Below are 17,011 nucleotides of genomic sequence, written 5' to 3'. Positions count from 1 at the left end.
GTCTCACTCTCCTGGTGGCGGGGCAGGGCAGCGGAACAGCGGCGGGATCGCCCGACTCGGACGACCCCCACCCGTCATCCCGGCTCGCCCTCCGCCACGGACTGGTCGATCAGGGCCGCGAGGTCGGCCAGGACGGTGTTGGACAGCATCGCCTGGAACGGCAGCTTCACCCCGAGGTCCCGACTGATCCGCCGGTGCATCTGGAACGCCTGGAGGGAATGGCCACCCAACGCGAAGAAGTTCTCGTTGCGGCCGACGTTCTCCACCCCGAGCAGCCGCTCCCACAACTCGACGAGGTACCGCTCGGTGTCCGTACCCGGCGGCAGGTAGCTGTCCCGGCGCTGGCGGTGCGCGTCCAGCAGTTCGCGCAGCGCCGCCATGTCCCGCTTGCCGTGGTCGGTGGCCGGGATCTGCGGCACCACGATGAAGTGACTGGGCACCATGAAGTCCGGCAGGTCGCGTTCCGCCTGCGCCCGCAGCTCCGCGACGCTGGGCGTGCCGTCGACCACCACGACGGCGATCAGCCGCCGGTCGTCGGCCGTACCGTCGGGCAGGACGGCCGCCTCCTGCACCTGCCGCTGGCGGCGCAGGCCCCGTTCCACCTCGCCCGGTTCCACCCGGTAACCCCGGATCCTCACCTGGTCGTCGGCCCGGCCGACAAACTCCAGTACGCCATCGGGCCGGCGACGGACCAGGTCACCGGTCCGGTAGGCCCGGACCGGACCACCGTCGTCGCCAGTGATCGTGCGGAACCGCTCCTCGGTCAGCCCCGGTTGGTCCTGGTAGCCACGGGCCACCCCCGGCCCCGCTACGAACAGCTCGCCGATCTCCCCGTCGGCGGTGGGCCGCAGGTCCGGCGAGAGCACGTGGGCGGTCACCCCGGACAGCGGCCGACCGATGGGGATCAGGTCGCTCTCGGCGTCGGCCATCGTCACCAGGTGCGAGGTGCAGGCCGTGGTGATCTCGGCCGGTCCGTACATGTTGTACAGCTCACCGGAGAACCGGCCGCCGAGCAGGTCGCGGCAGGCGGACGGCTGGAGCACGTCCCCGCCGACCCGGACAAGGCGTAGCGGGGCGAACGCGTCGCGGTCCGCCCGAACCACCTGGTTGACCACCATCGTCGGGACCACCATCACCGTGACCCCGTACCGCCTGAGCTGCCGCTGGAAGTCGGCCGCCAGCAGGTCCGGTACGTCGGGCAGCACGACCACCTCGGCGCCGACGGCCAGCGCCGTCCAGAGCTCCATGTTGAAGGCGTCGAACGACACGCTGGAGATCTGCCCGGACCGGTCGGCCGGGGTGAGCTGGGGCAGTCCCGGGTTGAGCGCGAGCGAGACCAGGTTCCGGTGTTCCAGGACGATCGCCTTCGGCTGCCCCGACGAGCCGGAGGTGAACAGGACGTTCGCCGCGCTGGCGGGTTCGACGGCCGGCATCGGCGCCGGCTCCGACCGGGTCACCTCGGCCAGGGTGACCACGTCGGCGGGGAACTCCCGCAGCCGGTCGAGCCAGCCCGGCGCGCAGATGATCAGTTTGGCGCCGCTGGTGTGCAGCATGAGGTCGCGCCGGGCGTCCGGGTAGCGGCTGTCCACCGCGACGTAGGCGGCGCCCGCCTTGAGGATGCCGAGGACCGCCACGAGCAGGTCGACGGACCGTTCGGCGTAGAGCCCGACCCGGTCCTCGACGGCCACGCCCCGGGCCCGTAGCCCGGAGGCCACGGCGTCGGACTCCCGGTCGAGTTCCGCATACGTCAGTCGGCGGTCGCCGTCGCTGACCGCGGGGCGGTCCGGATGCGCCCGTACCGCCGCCCGGAACAGCCCGGGCAACGTGTCGACGACCACCGGCGCATCCGCTGAACCCGTCACAGTGTCTCTCCCCTCATCGCCGGCGAACCTGAGCCGTTCCCGCCGTCCTCGGCCGCCGCGAGCGTCCGCACCAGCTCACACAGTCCGGCGATCGTCGGCGCCTGGACGAACTGCGGCAGGCGGAGCCGCACGCCGAGCCGGCGGCGCAGGTCCGCCAGCACGCGCACCGCGCCGAGCGAGTCGCCGCCGAGGCGGAAGAAGCTGTCCGTCCGGCCGAAGCCGTCATGGCCGAGCACCCGGGCCCAGGCGTCCCGCACCGCCGCCTCCAGCGGGTCGGCCGGCTGCGCGGCGCGGCCCCGCCGGGCCTGCACGTGTTCGAGCACCAGCCGCCGTGCGCGGTTCCGGTCGGCCTTGCCGCTGGGCAACCGTGGCAGCGCCGGCACCGTGACGATCACGTGGGGCACCAGGTAGGGCGGCAGGATCCGGCGCAGCCGCTCGATCGCGTCCTCCGGATCGAACCCGGCTGCGGGGGACCGCCGTGGCTCGCTGACCAGTGGTCGGCCCGGATCCACCGTGGCCTGCGCGGCGTCCCACTCCGCGTACCGCCGGGCGGCTGTGGCGGACCGGTCGAGGTAGGCGCAGAGCAGAGTGGCGTCCTGCGGGTCGACGCGGAGCACAGCGACGCAGCCGTGGGCGCGGGCGAGATCCACCAGCGCCGCCGGGGTCACCGGCACCCGGGGCTCCGGGGCCGGGAGCCACGCCGCGTTCTGGGCGTTCGGAATCCCCCGGACCACCGCCGGGTCGAGGCCGTCGCCCACCCGGGCACAGATCCCCTCGAACGACTCCGGGGTCTGCCAGGCGTGTTCACCGGGGGTACGGTCGGGCGCGGTCGGCGCCCCGGCCCTGGTCAACACCGCGTCGAACCGGAACGCGGACATCTCGCTCCACTCGCCCAGGTGCTTGGGCCGCAGGGAGACCCGCAGGTCACCCCGGGACCCGGCGAGCCGGTACAGGTACCCCGGGTCGACGAGCAGTTCCCGTTCAGCGTCGGCGAGTTGGTCGGCCGCTGCAGCCAGTCGCGGCCCGTCCGCGTCCGGATGGTGTGCCTCTGCCATCGCCCGGTAGTGTGCCCGCGCCAGCGGCCACGAGCGGAGATCACCGAGGAAGATCCGGCCACCGGGCGACAGGTGGTCCAGACACGCGCCCAGCACCTGGTCGAGGTACTCCCGGCTCGGGAAGTACTGGATCACCGAGTTGAGCACGATGAGGTCGAACCGGTCCGGCAGGCCGTCCCATTCGTCGGCCGACCTCAGCAGCGCCGCGAAACCGGGGCCCAGCGTCTCCCGGTCCGCGTTCAGCGCGTCCACCGACCGGGCCGAGATGTCGGTGGCCAGCCAGGTCGCGGCCTTCCGCGCGAGCGGCCGGGTCACGATGCCCGACCCCGCGCCGATCTCCAGCACATGCTCGAACCCGAGGCGGGTGAGCGCGTCGAGTGTGTGGCCGGCCCACTCCCGCATCACCCCGTCCGGGTACCGTTCGCGGGTCAGGCTGCTCGTCCAGCCACTGAACTCCGACCGGTCGAGGTCGGTGTAGACCTCTTCCCACTGGGTGCGCCAGTCATCGACGGCGCCGCCCGCCCCGTCGCGCTCGGTGGGCACCACAAGGGCCGCGAGGCTACGGTTGTCGTCGACCTCGACCGCGACGACCGTGGAACCGTTCACCCCCGGCAGCCGGTTGATCGCGCTCTCCACCTCGCCCGGCTCGATCCGGTAGCCGCGCAGCTTCAACTGGTCGTCCACCCGGCCGCGTAGCTGGTACTGGCCGTCGCGGGTACGCCGGGCCCGGTCGCCGGTGCGGTAGCCGCGTCCGACCCCGTCGATCGTCTTGAACGCCTCGGCGGTCAGCTCGGGTCGGTTCAGGTAGCCGCGCGACAGCGCCGGACCACTGATCCACAGGTCGCCCCAGGTGCCGGCGGGGGCCGGGCGGCCCCACCGGTCCCGCACGAGGAACCGGTTGGTGCGCAGCGGCACGCCGACGGATATCTCCCCGGGGGTCATCTCCCAGGCCGACGAATAGACGGTGGCCTCGGTCGGGCCGTACCCGTTGAACGCCTGTCCGGCCAGGCCCAGCAGCGCGTCGCGGACCTCCACGGTCAGCGGTTCGCCGCCGCAGATCGCCACCCGTACCCCGCTGTCGAGGTGTTCGGCCAGGATGCGCCACACGCTCGGCGTCGCCTGCACCACGGTCACGCCACGGTCCCGGACGAGTTCGGCGAGCCGGACCGGATCGGCCGCGATTTCGGAGTCCGCGACCACACATTCGATGCCAGTGGTCAGCGGCAGCAGCAGTTCCACCAGCGAGATGTCGAAGGTGACCGTGGTCGACGCGACCATCCGGTCGGCGGCGTTCGGCCGGATCAGCCGCTCCATCTCCGCGATCAGCCCGGCCAGGCTGCCGTGCTCCACCAGCACACCCTTCGGGCGGCCGGTGGAACCGGAGGTGTACATGACGTACGCCGGTGACCCGGGGTCGGTCAGGAACTCCCCGACGGTCGGACCGGTGTCGCCGTCCTCCCCCAGCAGCACCGCGCTGCGCCGACCCAGCTCGGGGACCGCCCGGTCGGCGACCAGCACCCCGATCCCCGCGTCGTCGAGGATGAACAGGTTGCGCGGCAGCGGGTTCTGCGGGTCCAACGGCACGTACACCCCGCCCGCCGCCCAGATGCCCAGCACGGACACCACGAGACCGACACCCCGGGGAAGGTACGAGCCGACCGGCACCCCCTCGGTGACACCGGCGGCGCGTAGCCGGGCGGCGAGCCGGAGAGCGGCCCGCCACAGCTCACGCCGGGTGAGCCGGACCTCTCCACAGGTCACCGCGACCGCGTCGGGCGCGGTCCGGGCTGCGTCCGCGACCAGGGCGAGCAACGGTGGCGGCACGGCCGTCACCGGCTCCGACCCGTCGGGCCGCTCGGCGACCTGTTCCGCGGGGAGCAGGTCGATCTCGCCCACCCGGACCCCGGGGTCGGCGATACAGCGTCGCAGAACCTCGACGTACGAGCCGACGGCCTCGGCAATCGACCGGTCGTCGAACAGGGCCGTGCGGTACTCGAACCGCACGTTCAGCCCTTCGCTGTGGGGCGCCAGATCGATCAGCAGGTCGAACTTCGCGCCGGCCGGGTAGACCGGACGGGCGTGCGCCCGGGTCGACCCGAGCCGCAGGTGGATCTCCGGCACGTTCTGGTACGTCATCATGACCTGGAACAGCGGATGCGTCCCGGGGGTCCGGTCCAGCTCCAGCGACCGGATGATGAGGTCCAGCGGGGCCTCGCGGTGCAGCAGCGCCTCGAACGCGCGGGCCTGGGTACGGCCGATCACCTCGTCGAACGACGGGTCGCCGCTGAGATCCAGTCTGATCGGCAGCGTGTTGACGAAGAAGCCCACCGCCCGCTCGGTCGTCTCGTCGCGGTCGTCGGCGACCGGTACGCCGATCACCAGGTCCACCACGTTGCACCATCTGGCGAGGAAGACTCCGAGCACCGACATCGCCACCACGAACGGGGTGGTGCGACGCTCGGCGGCCAGCTTCCTGAGTGCCTGCGACGTCGACCGGTCCAGCTTGTGGGTACGGATGCCACCACGCCAGTCGAGCAGATCGGGGCGGCGGGCCCGGTCGACCGGAAGGTCGAGTTCGGCGGGTGCTCCCTGGAGCGTCTCCCGCCAGTGGCTGACCGCCTCCTGCTGCGTCTGCTCGGTGCGTTCCCGCCGTTGCAGGGCGGCCAGTTCGGCCAGCCCCGGAACCGGCGGCAGTTCCGTGCCGGCCGGCTCGGCACCGGCCAGCCCCGCGTAGAGAGTGGAGAGGTCCTCGGCCAGGTTGGCGACCGACCAGCCGTCCACCACGGCGTGATGCAGAACCAAGGCGAGCAGCGCCTCCTGCTCGGGCAGCGTCCAGAGCGCCGCCCGGAACACCTCACCCCGCTGCAGGCTCAACGGCCGGTCGAGGAATGCGGCCAGCTCGGCTTCGGCCTGCGCGGCCGTCTGCCCGGTCGACACCCGCAGGTTGCCGCCGGCCGGCTCGTCGACCAGCATGTGCACCTGGTCGCCGTCGTCCATGAACGCGCAGCGCAGCGCCTCGTGCCGGGCCACCAGCGCGTCCACCGCCGCTTCGAGGGCCGCCACGTCCAGCTCGCCGTACACCTGCCAGACCAGTGGCACGGTGTAGGCGGTGCCTCCCTCCTCGTGCCGGTCGACCAGCCACAGTCGACGCTGTTCAGGGCTGGCGGGCACCGTCCGGCTCATCGGGTCGCTCCCTCGGGTTGCGCCGTCGGCACCGGTTCGTCCGCGACGCTGCCGATGGGGGAGGGGACCGGCTCGGGGCTGCTGCCGGCGGGGGTGTACCGGCCGCGGGTGCGCTGTGCCCACCCGACGACGGGCCCGGTCGCGGCGGCGAACAGCAGGAAGATGACGACCAGGGCGAGCCAGCCCACGTCGGTCCAGACGCCCAGGAGGTAGGTCACCAGGACCGGACCACAGATCGACCGGGTCGTCGATCCGAGGGAGTGGATGGCCCCGTACTCGCCCTGGGCGTCCGGGTGGGCCAGCTCGAACCGGAGGGACCAGTCGGCGGCTGCGGCGCGCAGCTCACCGGCGGTCAGCAGCAGGACGCCGGCGGACAGGACGGCCCCGGCCAGCACGGCGGTGTCGGTCCAGGCGGTGACGCCGAAGATGGCGCAGGCGAGCGCGGCGGCCAGGCTGCCCTGGATGAGGGCCCGGCGCGCGTCGGGCACCGATTCGACGTTGCGTGCGGCGCGGACCTGGAAAAGGACGATGAGCAGGGTGTTGGTGATCATCAGGCCGGCGAAGATCGTGGCCGGCGCGTTGGTGTGGTGGGCGATCCAAAGCGGCAGACCGATCACCAGCACCGTGTCGTAGATCGAGACGAGGCCGGACAGGATGGACACCGCGAGGAACGGCGGATCGCGGAAGACGCCTCTGGGTCCGGTCCGGACGGTTTCCCGCCGGCCGGGCACCCGGGGATACTGGAGGCTGATCGCGCTGACCCCCAGGGTGAGCGCCGCGTAGGTGACCAGTAGCACGACGAACGCCGTCCGGGTGTTCACCGCGAGCGCGACGCCGGCCAGGGCGGTGCCCACCGAGAGGCCGATGTTCGCGATGCTCCGGCTCCGGGCGGCGGTGACCACCCGGCGCTTGTCGTCGACGAGCTGCGCCAGGAGTGCCTCCCGGCTGACGCTCGCGCCACGTTCGGCGATGCCGAGGATGCACATCAGGATCAGGAACGACGCGACGCCGTTGATCAGCGGCAGGCAGGCGAGCAGGAGTCCCTGCACCGCACCGGCTCCGATGGTCATCTCGCGTGGTCCGATCCGGTCGACCAGCCGACCGACCGGACTGGCCGCGAAGATCCAGACAGAGGCGGTGAGGGAGAAGCCGAGCCCCACCTGCACCACCGACACGTCGGCGAAGGTGGAAAAGTAGATCACGCTGACCGCGGTGTAGAGACCGAACCCGACGCACCCGACGAGGGTGTTGACGAGCAGGATCGCTTCTACCTTCGGCAGGTCGCGGACGCTGGCCCACCAGCGCGATGGCCAACCAGCAACGCCTCTGAAGCTTGCCACCTGACTGATCGTCCTTCCGCCTCGATGCTTCGCCGGACCGCGGTGCGCTGGCCGCACCGACCCGATGGTGCTGGCGCTTCAGCCGCGCCGACGGGCAGATCCGGCTCACCTACGGCCACCGGCCGGACCGGGCCACCGGGTGGGCGGGGCCGACGGGGGTGGGTGTTGGCGACCCGAATGGGCCTTGAGCAGGGGAAACCCGCCGGTCGACCCGGCCGGGTCACGATTACGGTCGGGGGTGTGGCATCCGATCGGACGATGCCGGTCGTTACTGGTCGACCGGTCCGCCGGGGGCGTGACTCAGAGGATGCCGCCTGACGACATGCCGATCGGGAGACGGTCGGTCATACCCGTGTGCGTCCACCAATTGTCACATCGCCACATCTCCCGTGGTCACTATCTGTAGCCACAATTAGCACATGCAACACAGTTGATGTCTGATGCGGCCCCGACGCTAGCAGGAGTCGGTCGGGTGATCAAGGGCACCCAGAGTGCCGTGCCGACCCCGGCGGCCGGTCGCCGGCACCGATCCGAACTGCACAGCCATCGCTACGCCGAGTGACCGCGGCCCGGAGCCGTCACGTCGCCACCATGGCTGCGACCACCTGTCCCCCGAGGGCTACGATGGCCGGCGCGACCAGCGGGACGGGTCCGCCGCCCGAAGGGCCGGCCAGCATCGGACGCCGCGTCGCTGCCAGGCGAATCTTGCGCCTGAGGTGCGCTGTCCATCGTTCGAGAGGACCAGGATGCAGGAAAGCGAGACGGACGAACGGCTCGGCCACGAGTCCCCGCGTCGACACCTTCCGGTCGAGTCGCAGCCGGTCGACCCCGGCAGTCCGCTCCTGGCCGACATGCTCGCTCTCTGGCGGGAACTGCTCAGCCAGCCCGAGCTGCCGGTGGACGCCGACTTCTTCGTCTCCGGCGGCCAGTCGCTGCTGGCGATCCAGCTTCTCCAACGGGTACGCCGGACGCTCGGCATCCCGGTTCCACTGGACACGCTCATCTCGGCGCCCACCCCGCGCCGGTTCGCCGAACGGCTGACCGTCCTGCGCGCCGAGTACCGCCGGGACGAGCCGGCGGACCGGCCGGCATCCAGGTCGACGACCGGTGGGCTGGACCGGGCGATCGCCGAGGCGATCGGGGAGGTCCGACACCTCGGCATCCAGCTCTACGTCTCGATCGCCGGCAAGCCGGTGCACGACCGGGTGGCCGGCCACCGCGAGGACGGCACGCCGTTGGGGCCCGACGACGCCCTGCCCTGGTTCAGCGGTGGCAAGCCGCTACTCGCGGCGGCCCTGTGTGAGTTGTGGCGTCGCGGGTCACTCGACCCGAACGAGCCGGTGGCGACCTACCTGCCGGCGTTCGGCACCGACGGCAAGGCCGCGATCACCCTCCGGCACCTGCTCACCCACTCCTCGGGGCGACTGCTCACCGACGACCCGCGCAGCGCCGACCCTTACTCCGTGGGCTACACGCGGGCGGTCCAGGGAGCTCTCGCGGCCCGGCTGCACCCGGACGACGTGCCCGGCCAGCAGCCGTCGTACCTCTCCTCGGCCATCGGCTGGCTGGTGCTGTCCGAGGTGGTCCGGCAGCTGGACGGCCGGGACTTCGACAGGTTCGTGACCGACGAGATCGCCGGTCCGCTCGGCACGACGTACCACTTTGGTTTCTCGACCGACGAGCTGCGGGCGCTCGGCGGCCAGGTGGGCACCTACCACCGGCACAGGGCGGCGGAGCTCAGCAGCCCGCAGGAGGTGGAGACCGCTGCCAACACCCGGCGGTTGCTGGCCAGCGGCCTGGTCCACACGACCCGGCATCCGGGTGAGGGGCTGTGGGCCAGCGCCCGCAGCATGGCCCGGTTCTACGAGCTGCTCTGCCACCATGCGGTCGGCGACGCGTGGAGTGCCGGGCATGATGGCCTGCTGGACGCACCGACCGTCCAGCAGATGATCCGACCGCAGCGACCGAGCTTCTTCGGGGAGGCCCCCCTCATCGACTTCGGGTTGGGCCTGACGCTGGAAAGCAGACGGCACGGGGAGGAGCACGCGTACTACGGGTCACACACCAGCCCCCGCACGTTCGGTCACCAGGGCCACGGGTCGTCGCCGATGGCATACGTCGACCCGGAACACGAGCTGGTGGTGGCCTTCAACGGCAACGGACTGCCCGGCTTCGTGGCGGGCAGATCCATCTGGCACCGGGTCAGTGACGCTATCTACCGGGAACTGGGGCTGGCGTCACCGACCGCCCGGTGATGAACTCCGCCAACAGCCGACCGGCTCTGGCGTCCGCGAGCAGGTCGGTGCGGGGAACGTCGAACCGGACCCGGCGGTCGCCGACCGCCGGGAAGACGTCCTCGGGGTGCGTGGCGGACATGACGGTCAGCACCGGGAGCCGCGGCGCGGTGGCCGGCGTCGGCAGCTCGGCGAGAGCGGCCACCACCAGGTACGACAGGTAGCGCTGGAACCGGACGGCGAGGTCGTCGACGAGTTCGTCGTCCAGGTCCAACTCCCGGCCGACCTGGCCGAGGGTCCGGACGTAGCTGTCACCGAGACGCCGGGCCAGGCCCACCAGGGCGGCCCCTCCCGGCACCGGGCCGGACACCTCATCGCCGCTGGCCGGCGGCTGGTCGAGCGCCGCCACCAGCGATTCGATCGAGCTGCGGTACGCCTCCAGGAGCAGTTCGTGGGTCGCCACCGCAGGATCGACCAGCACCAGGCTGACCGGGTGTCCGTGGGCGGTGAAGTCGTGCGCCAGACGGGTGGCCACGGTCGCGCCGGAGCAGTATCCGATCACCGCCGAGATCCGCGCACCGGTGGCGATGGCCGCGTCCCGCCAGGCGTCGACCTGCCGAACGGCGTCGACCGGGTCGTCGATGACGCGGTCCGGCGGCCGGGTGGCCAGCACGGTGCAGCCGGACGGCAGCCGGGCGGCCAGGTCCACGAACCCGGCCTCCGGCCTGGCCCCGCCGAAGTCGACGGTGAGTACGAGGTCCTGCCCGCCATCACCTTCCCGGAGCAGGCTCCACATCTCCGTGTCCAAGAGGTCTCCTCAGTTCAGGGTTGGGTACGACGGCCGTCCGAGCGGGATGGCCGCGTCCATGATCTTCTGGCGCGACAATGCCTATCTCGATCATGGCCGCTCACACCCACCAGCACCACCGAACAAGTCAGTCGATAGCTACCGGTCAAATCAGTGATCATGGTTGGTGCGACTCGTGATCACCAGATCGCCGGCGACCTCGCCGAGTTGACGGAGATCATCGGACTAGGCCCGTCCGCCTCCGCCGGCCGGGAGGTCAGCGCGGCGGCCCGCAAGGATGGGTGCGGGTCAGCGTCGGCCCGTCTCTGCCCGGATCGCCGACAGCATGACGTCACGGGCCGGCACGGGTGAGTCCTCGGTGATGCGGGTGAGCCCGGCGAGCCCGACCCCAAGCATGAGGATCCGCCAGGCGGCCGTTCGCGCATGCGCGGCGTCGGAGTCCCCGGCCAGGACCGAGGCGAGGACGTCGGTCAGCCGGGTGAGCGTCTCGACGTAGCTCCTCGCGACGAGGGGACGCTGCTGCGCGTGCGCGTTCGCCTCGGCCCACCGCGCAAGCGCGTGCCCGTCCCCGTCGGTGCTGACGAGGTCGGCGAAGAAGAGCACGAGCGCGTCGTACGCGTCGAGGCCGTCGACCTCGTGCTCGTACTCATCGATCTGCTGCGCGGCGTAGTGCCGCCAGGCCTCCCCGGCGAGCTCGTCGGTCGACGCGAAGTGATGGTGGATCTGGCCCTGCGATCCGCCAAGCTCGTCCGCCACGATTCTGGCCGTCACCGCGCTCAGGCCGTCGCGCTCGACCACGGCGGCCGCCGCCTCCACGATCGAGCGGCGCCGCTCGGCACGCGCCAGGTACGCCATCATCCCCTCCCTCGTACGCTTCGCGGAGTGCTCGACACCGAGCGTAGGAACGAGACGGTACGCGCCCGCAGCCCCTCCCTGCGCGCCTGAATGATCTCGTCGATCGGTGGGTCGAGCGGCCCGAGCAGGGGCGCGCTGTGCACCTTCGTAGCGCAGTCGAGGTCGGTGCATACGAGGATGCCGAGCGTGCTCAGCCGCTGGCGCTTGTCCGCAGAGGGGCGCGGCGCGGCGAAGAGGGCGACCTCGTTGAAGCGGCGCATGAAGTGGCACAGCGAGCACATGACCGCCCGCCCGCCGAGCTCAGCCCGGGTCGGATTCTGGCGGAGCATTGCGCCCGACGCCGTGCCGTCGATGTCGGTGACCAGGTAGGCGCGCAGTGGCGCTCGGGGATCTCGCCACCCGAGGTAGTCGAGCTTGTCCCACGCGACCTCGTCGAACCAGGCCGGCAGACGCACCTTGCTCCCGGCCGCGTCCAGGTTCGCGATCGCACCCCGCACCTCGTCCCGGCTCATGGCCCGCACGGCGTCACCTCCTGGTCTAACCTGTACGAGAATACAAATTGTAAGTCGATACAAGTTCCTCGTCCAACGATTTCCGGTGCGGCCCACCGTCGTCCGAAGACGGGGCCTACGTCGGAATCAACGGGTTTGGCGGTACGTCTACCGGGCCGCCGACCAGTACGGGCAGGTCATCGACGTACTCGTCTCGGCACGTCGGGACGCCGCTGCGGCCCGGCGGTTCTTCCACCGAGCCCGCACCACGCGGTGCAGCAGGGGGTCAGGGAATGAGTCCGTGGCGACGGGCCGTGGTGACGGCGGCGGTCCGGTGGGCGGCGCCGAGTTTGCGGTAGATGGCGCGGGTCTGGGTCTTGATGGTGTTGAGGCTGACGTGCCGGTGCGCCGCGATCTGCGGCAGGGTCATCGGTGCGGGTAGCAGCCGTAGCAGGGCGTGTTCCTGGGCGGTGAGCGTGGTGGGTTGGCGGGTGGCCTGCTGTGCCGGGCGGGGGTACCGGTCGAGTCGGTCGAGGAGTTCGAGCAGGGGGCTGTGCGGGTCGGGAAACTCGTCGATCAAGGCGCGGGCCTCGGTGATGCACGCGGTGGCACTCAGGTGATCGCCGGTGTTCAGGTACAGCTCGGCCAATTGGGTCAGACCGCAGAGGGTGGGCCAAGGGCTCATCCCGGGAGTGCGCCGCCGTGGTGCGAGGGTCATCTCGAGCAGGGTTTGTGCGCGGTCGTGCTCGCCCCGATGGATGGCGACGACGGCTTGGGCGATGTAGGCCATGTTGGCCTGCGGCGCCTGTTGCAGGCCGAAGTGCTCGGCCAGCTCTCCCGCGGCGGCGGCGGTGGCCGCAGCCTTCTCGTGCTGGCCCAGATGGTGTTGCGCGAGCGCGAGCACTCCGGCGGCGAGGGTACGCACCATGGGGGCGGCGGCTTGGCTGCCCGTCGCACAGCGGAGGGGTTCGAGGGCTGCGTGCGACTTGTCGCCGAGGTAGTGAGCGCAGCCGAGGGCGGTGCGGGCCATGGCGTACCAAGGGCTGGTGGGGTCGGTTTCCTGCTCGACGGCGGTGTGCGCGGCTTCGGTCATCGGTTTGAGTCCGTCGAAACCGAAGATGGCCCGGAGCAGGGCGGCGGCGGAGGTGTGGGGGGCGGGATTGATGGTCGCCGGTTACGCCCACGCCACCTGCCTTCACTGCCGCCGCGTACGACCCATGACAGCGTACCCCCCGGGTATCCATTCCCGCCGCGCGAAGGCGAACCGCCCCCGGTCGCGTGATGGCGTCCGGGGGCGGTCGGTGGGTTGGCTCAAATGATGACTTTGTACATGTTCCAGCCGGTGCCGGCCTGGACGCGGGCGGCGAAGGAACCATTGCCGAGGCCGGCGTAGTGCCAGAGCACCCCGTTGGCGTCCCGGGCGACCACGTCGTTGCGGCCGTCCTCGTTGAGGTCGCCGATCGGGATCACCGCGTTGTAGGTGCTCCAGCCGGAGCCGAGCATGACCCGTCCGCTCCAGCCCGTCCTGCCGTTGCTGAAGTACCGGTACATGGTTCCGGTGCTGTCGATGCCGAGCAGGTCGCCGTGGCCGTCACCGTTGAGGTCGCCGGCGCCGATGGCCCGGGTGTAGATGTTCCAGCCGGAGCCCACCTGGACGCGGGGGTTGATGCCGCCCTTGCCGGTGGTCGTGTAGAGCCACAGCTTGCCGTCGGCGTCGACGCCGAGGATGTCGTCGTGCCCGTCGCTGTTCAGGTCGCCCGGCGCGAGGATGGACTTGTACATCATCCACCCGGCACCGAGACTCTTGGTGGCCCGGCCGCCGAAGTGCAACTGGCCGATGCCGAGGTGCGCCTTCAGGGTGCCGTTGCCGTCGCGGACCAGCAGGTCGGGCAGCGCGTCGCCGTCGAAGTCGCCGAACGGCACCAGTGCCGAGGTACGTGCCGATCCGCAGTCCAGACACCAGTCGTCGGTGTACCCGTTGTCGTAGAGCCGGCCGGGGACGGTGCCGTCCTGGCGTGTGCCGTACCAGTGGCCCCTGCCGTCGGCCTTGACGCCGAGCAGCCCGGGGCCGCCGTAGCAGTCGTAACCCCGGAACGGGAAGGTGCCGCAGCCGACAAAGAACGCGCCGGAGCCGAGCGTCGCCGGGGCGGTGCCGTCGGCGGTGCCGGTGAGGGTCCACAGGTAAGGCCCGTTCAGCGCCGGCTTGCCCGGGGCGAGGTTGCCGTCCCAGGAGGTCGTGATGTGCTCCCGGGTGAGGCCGCCGGCCCGCCGGTTGACCACTTCACCGTTCCACTTGCGGGTGACGGTCAGCTCCCAGCCGGTGAGGGGCCGGGTCAGTCCGAAGGACCCGTACCACGGGACTCCCCCCGACCGGGGGTTCACGACGTTGTTCGTCTCCAGGGTGCCCACCTGCGGTGGGTTGGCCGGCACGCCGGTGTCGAGGACGTGCACGGCATTGCCCGCGTCGACGTAGGCGACCCCGGAGCCGTGCCGGTCGACCGCCCAGGAGACCCGACGGCCGTCGGCCGGGACGCCTGCCGGCAGGCCGGCGAGCTTCACCGGCGCCCGCACCGTGCCGTCGTGGAAGTCGGTGAGCTGGAGCGCCTCGTTCTCATGTCGGACCAGGAAGCCGTCGCCCACCATCACGGGCCCGGCCGGCACGCTGAGGTTCCGGTCGTCCTGGAGGTCGTAGACCCCGGCCGGCCCGGCGGCCCCGCACGACCAGTAGAGCCAACGGGTGCTGGTCTGCAACTCGGTCGGCACACATCCGGCGCCGGTGGAGATCGTCCTGGCGGTGTCGGTCCGCATGTCGGTCGCCTTGATCTGGCCAGCCGTGTCGGTGGCCCGCCACAGGGTGTCGAACCAGAGGGCGGCACCGGTGATCGCCCCGAGCCGGGTCTTCTGTGCGTGGGCGCGGTCGACGAGGTACTGGTCGTTCGCCGCGCCGTCGTTCACCAGGATGTAGCGGTTGCCGACGTCGACGACCCGGCCGTTGTGGGTGGACAGCTCCTCGGGGCTGTCGCTGGAGGGAAACTCCCGGAAGTTGTGCAGGGTGTCCGGCCGGCCGTCGGTGCCCGGAGTTAGGTAGAAGACACCCTCCGGGCTGTCCTCCGCCAGGTGCACGCACGCGGTGTTCGGCGCGCAGGCCACGGGGGTGTACCGGAAGGCGACTCCGCCGGCCCTGACCGAGCCGTCGTCGACGATCGGGTAGTTGTGGATCGCGTACTGCATCGCCCCGGTGCCACCGACGATTTCGCTCTGCACGTGCCGGACCAGCCCCTGGTGGTAGAGCAGGCCGGCGTTCTTTCCCGGGTCCCGAACCGGGAGCAGGGGCGTGGTGGTGGGCGTCTGTCCCGGCTGTGCGGTGATCCGCCGCACCGCCCAGTCCCGGGCGCCCGTGCCGCCGACCACCAGGGCGGTGCCGTCCGGGGCCTGGACCAGCGCGGTGTTCTCCGAGTCGATCCGCGGCAGCACGTTCGTCCGGGCGCCGCCGTCGGCGGGCACGGCGATCGCCGGGTAGCGGTTGGCGCCCCACCCGCTGGCGCGTTCCGAGGTGACCAGGCCCTCGCCGACGATCACCGACCGCTCGACGGTGTCGTAGGGGACGGAGATCTTCCGGGGCTGGGTGTTCGTGCCGTCGGTCAGGCCGCTTCGCGAGTGCAGCCAGTAGGTGCCGCCGTTGGTCGAGTAGGACGCCCATCCGAGCGTGTCGCCGGTGAGTCGCCAGACGATGCTGCCGAGATTGCTGGCCGGGGCCCCGGGGATCGGGACGATCCGGGCGCTGGCGAAGTCGAGTAGGCCGGAAGAGGACTCGTACCCGATGACGGCGGATGTCAGGTCACCGGCGACGGCGAGGCTCACGCTGCCGGGGCGAGCGCCGTCGGGCACGGCGACCGGAGTGCTGCTGGCGATGGTGCCGTCGGCGGCGAAGGTGAGCAACTCGGGCCCGACCGGCCCGCCGCCCGCCCACTTGCTCGCGATAGCGGTGTGGCCGTAGAGGCCGAGCACGGTATAGCCGTTCATGCCGCCGGGTACGGCCCACTGCTGCCAGCTCTGGTCCGACAGGTCGAGCACGCTCACCCTGCCGGGCGCCGGCTTCGCCGGCACCTGGGACCGGGTGGAGACGAAGTCGCCACCGGCCGGCTTCAGCGCCGACGGGGCGAGGCCCGCCAGGTCGTTGACCACTACCGTCTCGCCCGTGTCGTAGCGGGTCCAGAGGTATTGGGTGGAGATGTTGTGGCGGTGCAGGAAGCCGGTGACCCCGGCGAAGATGACCGCCTCGTGCGCCGGGACGGTCGCCTCGCCCTCCGGGAACACGGCGATCTCACGTGGTGCGGTGCCGGTTTCGGCGGTGGCCGGGGCGGCCGGGGCGACCAGCAGGCCCAGGATGAGCGCCGTCACCAGGGCGCCGGCGGGAAGACTGCGGCCCACAGCGGACCTCCTGAGGGTGGGTGCGGCGCGGAAAGCGCCCAGATGCGGGCAGCCTAGCTCGATGATCTTCGACGGATTCGCCGCCGAACGGTTGATTCCGTTACACGGGCGGGTGGACGCCAGCAGGTGCAGCACCCGCGCGATGAGGTGCGGTCCTTCGGCCCTTTCTGGTACTCGCCAAGGAATCCCGAGTCATCCGATCCGCGCCGTCCTCATCCGCCCTACCGAACGAGCCTGACAGCGCAGCGAGCGATTGCCGGGTCAGGTTTCCGACTCATCGATGGCCGGCACGGAATCGGCGGTCGCCGTCAGCGGACACGGCGGATCGACGGCTACCCGTCGAATGAGATCGACCCGGACCGTGCCCACCCTGCCGGAACGCGGCACACCCCGGCCCGGTCGACCTAGCACCGACGATTCCCCCGTGCCGGGAGCAATCGACGGGGCTGATTCGACATCTCCGAAAATCAGGCACCCGTCAGTTCCTGGACAGCGCGCGGGGCTTCCTGCGCGGTGCCACCGGTCGCTAGGGTTCGGGGGCCGTAAGCGCCTGCCCGCCGGTCGCGCCGCGCGGTATTCCCACGTCATCCCGCATCCCAGAACCCGAACGGAGTGGTATGGGGTCGGCACTGCTTGTCCCGATTCACCTCGATGCGCTGCATCTCACCGGAGATCTCGCGGTCACCGAGGGCGTGGCAGATTTCTCAAAACTGCCCTATTTCGACGGAACCCGCGACATCAATCCCGAGGTC

General features: G+C 71.3%; 9 protein-coding genes and 1 pseudogene. 2 read left to right on the top strand and 8 right to left on the bottom strand.

All coding sequences use genetic code 11. The features are described from left to right. Positions 1–74 precede the first annotated feature (74 nt). The 3 genes from ABT023_RS19235 to ABT023_RS19225 are packed head-to-tail and all read right to left on the bottom strand — an operon-like array spanning position 75 to position 7,440. On the bottom strand, positions 75–1,862 hold the full coding sequence (locus tag ABT023_RS19235; RefSeq protein WP_350887389.1) for a non-ribosomal peptide synthetase: 1,788 nt from the start codon (positions 1,860–1,862) through the stop codon (positions 75–77). After that, positions 1,859–6,100, bottom strand: a complete 4,242-nt coding sequence (locus ABT023_RS19230) for a non-ribosomal peptide synthetase (protein WP_350887386.1) — start codon at positions 6,098–6,100, stop codon at positions 1,859–1,861. The genes ABT023_RS19235 and ABT023_RS19230 overlap by 4 nt, the downstream gene beginning before the upstream one ends. Continuing rightward, a complete protein-coding gene (locus ABT023_RS19225) occupies positions 6,097–7,440 on the bottom strand; it encodes an MFS transporter (protein WP_350887384.1) in 1,344 nt (447 codons plus the stop codon). Before ABT023_RS19225 ends, ABT023_RS19230 begins: the two co-directional genes overlap by 4 nt. Before the next feature lie 746 nt (positions 7,441–8,186). On the opposite strand from ABT023_RS19225, the gene ABT023_RS19220 reads away from it, so the two are divergent. Then, positions 8,187–9,695, top strand: coding sequence for a serine hydrolase domain-containing protein (locus ABT023_RS19220; RefSeq protein ID WP_350887381.1), 1,509 nt, complete (start codon positions 8,187–8,189; stop codon positions 9,693–9,695). On the opposite strand, the gene ABT023_RS19215 is transcribed toward ABT023_RS19220, so the two are convergent. From ABT023_RS19215 to ABT023_RS19205, 3 genes are all read right to left on the bottom strand, one after another. After that, positions 9,652–10,482, bottom strand: a complete 831-nt coding sequence (locus ABT023_RS19215; protein WP_350887379.1) for a hypothetical protein — start codon at positions 10,480–10,482, stop codon at positions 9,652–9,654. The two genes, ABT023_RS19220 and ABT023_RS19215, sit on opposite strands and share 44 nt — an antisense overlap. A gap of 288 nt (positions 10,483–10,770) precedes the next feature. Then, complete coding sequence (locus ABT023_RS19210) at positions 10,771–11,337, bottom strand: TetR family transcriptional regulator (protein ID WP_350887376.1); 567 nt, start codon at positions 11,335–11,337, stop codon at positions 10,771–10,773. Next, positions 11,337–11,849: an FBP domain-containing protein gene (locus ABT023_RS19205; protein ID WP_350887483.1), complete on the bottom strand. Its 513-nt coding sequence runs from the start codon at positions 11,847–11,849 to the stop codon at positions 11,337–11,339. Before ABT023_RS19205 ends, ABT023_RS19210 begins: the two co-directional genes overlap by 1 nt. 136 nt (positions 11,850–11,985) lie before the next feature. Here ABT023_RS19205 and ABT023_RS19200 point away from each other — a divergent pair. Next, a pseudogene (locus ABT023_RS19200) lies at positions 11,986–12,090 on the top strand (DDE-type integrase/transposase/recombinase); the annotation flags it as partial. 24 nt (positions 12,091–12,114) lie between these two features. On the opposite strand, the gene ABT023_RS19195 reads toward ABT023_RS19200, so the two are convergent. Both ABT023_RS19195 and ABT023_RS19190 read right to left on the bottom strand, forming a co-directional pair. Further along, entirely contained in the window at positions 12,115–12,921 is an 807-nt protein-coding gene (locus ABT023_RS19195; protein WP_350887374.1) for a helix-turn-helix transcriptional regulator, read from the bottom strand. A gap of 218 nt (positions 12,922–13,139) precedes the next feature. Continuing rightward, positions 13,140–16,259 carry an FG-GAP repeat domain-containing protein gene (locus tag ABT023_RS19190; RefSeq protein ID WP_350887371.1) on the bottom strand — a complete coding sequence of 1,040 codons (3,120 nt, stop codon included), beginning with the start codon at positions 16,257–16,259 and terminating at the stop codon, positions 13,140–13,142. Positions 16,260–17,011 lie beyond the last annotated feature (752 nt).

This window comes from Micromonospora sp. NPDC002296 (assembly GCF_040296145.1).
Taxonomy (GTDB): Bacteria; Actinomycetota; Actinomycetes; order Mycobacteriales; family Micromonosporaceae; genus Micromonospora.
This window is presented reverse-complemented; position numbering and strand designations above follow the sequence as displayed.

Coding starts and splice junctions, on each gene's coding strand:
- ABT023_RS19230 (WP_350887386.1), bottom strand. CDS start 6,100: ATGAGCCGGACGGTGCCCGCCAGCCCTGAACAGCGTCGACTGTGGCTG.
- ABT023_RS19220 (WP_350887381.1), top strand. CDS start 8,187: ATGCAGGAAAGCGAGACGGACGAACGGCTCGGCCACGAGTCCCCGCGT.
- ABT023_RS19210 (WP_350887376.1), bottom strand. CDS start 11,337: ATGGCGTACCTGGCGCGTGCCGAGCGGCGCCGCTCGATCGTGGAGGCG.
- ABT023_RS19205 (WP_350887483.1), bottom strand. CDS start 11,849: ATGAGCCGGGACGAGGTGCGGGGTGCGATCGCGAACCTGGACGCGGCC.
- ABT023_RS19195 (WP_350887374.1), bottom strand. CDS start 12,921: ATGACCGAAGCCGCGCACACCGCCGTCGAGCAGGAAACCGACCCCACC.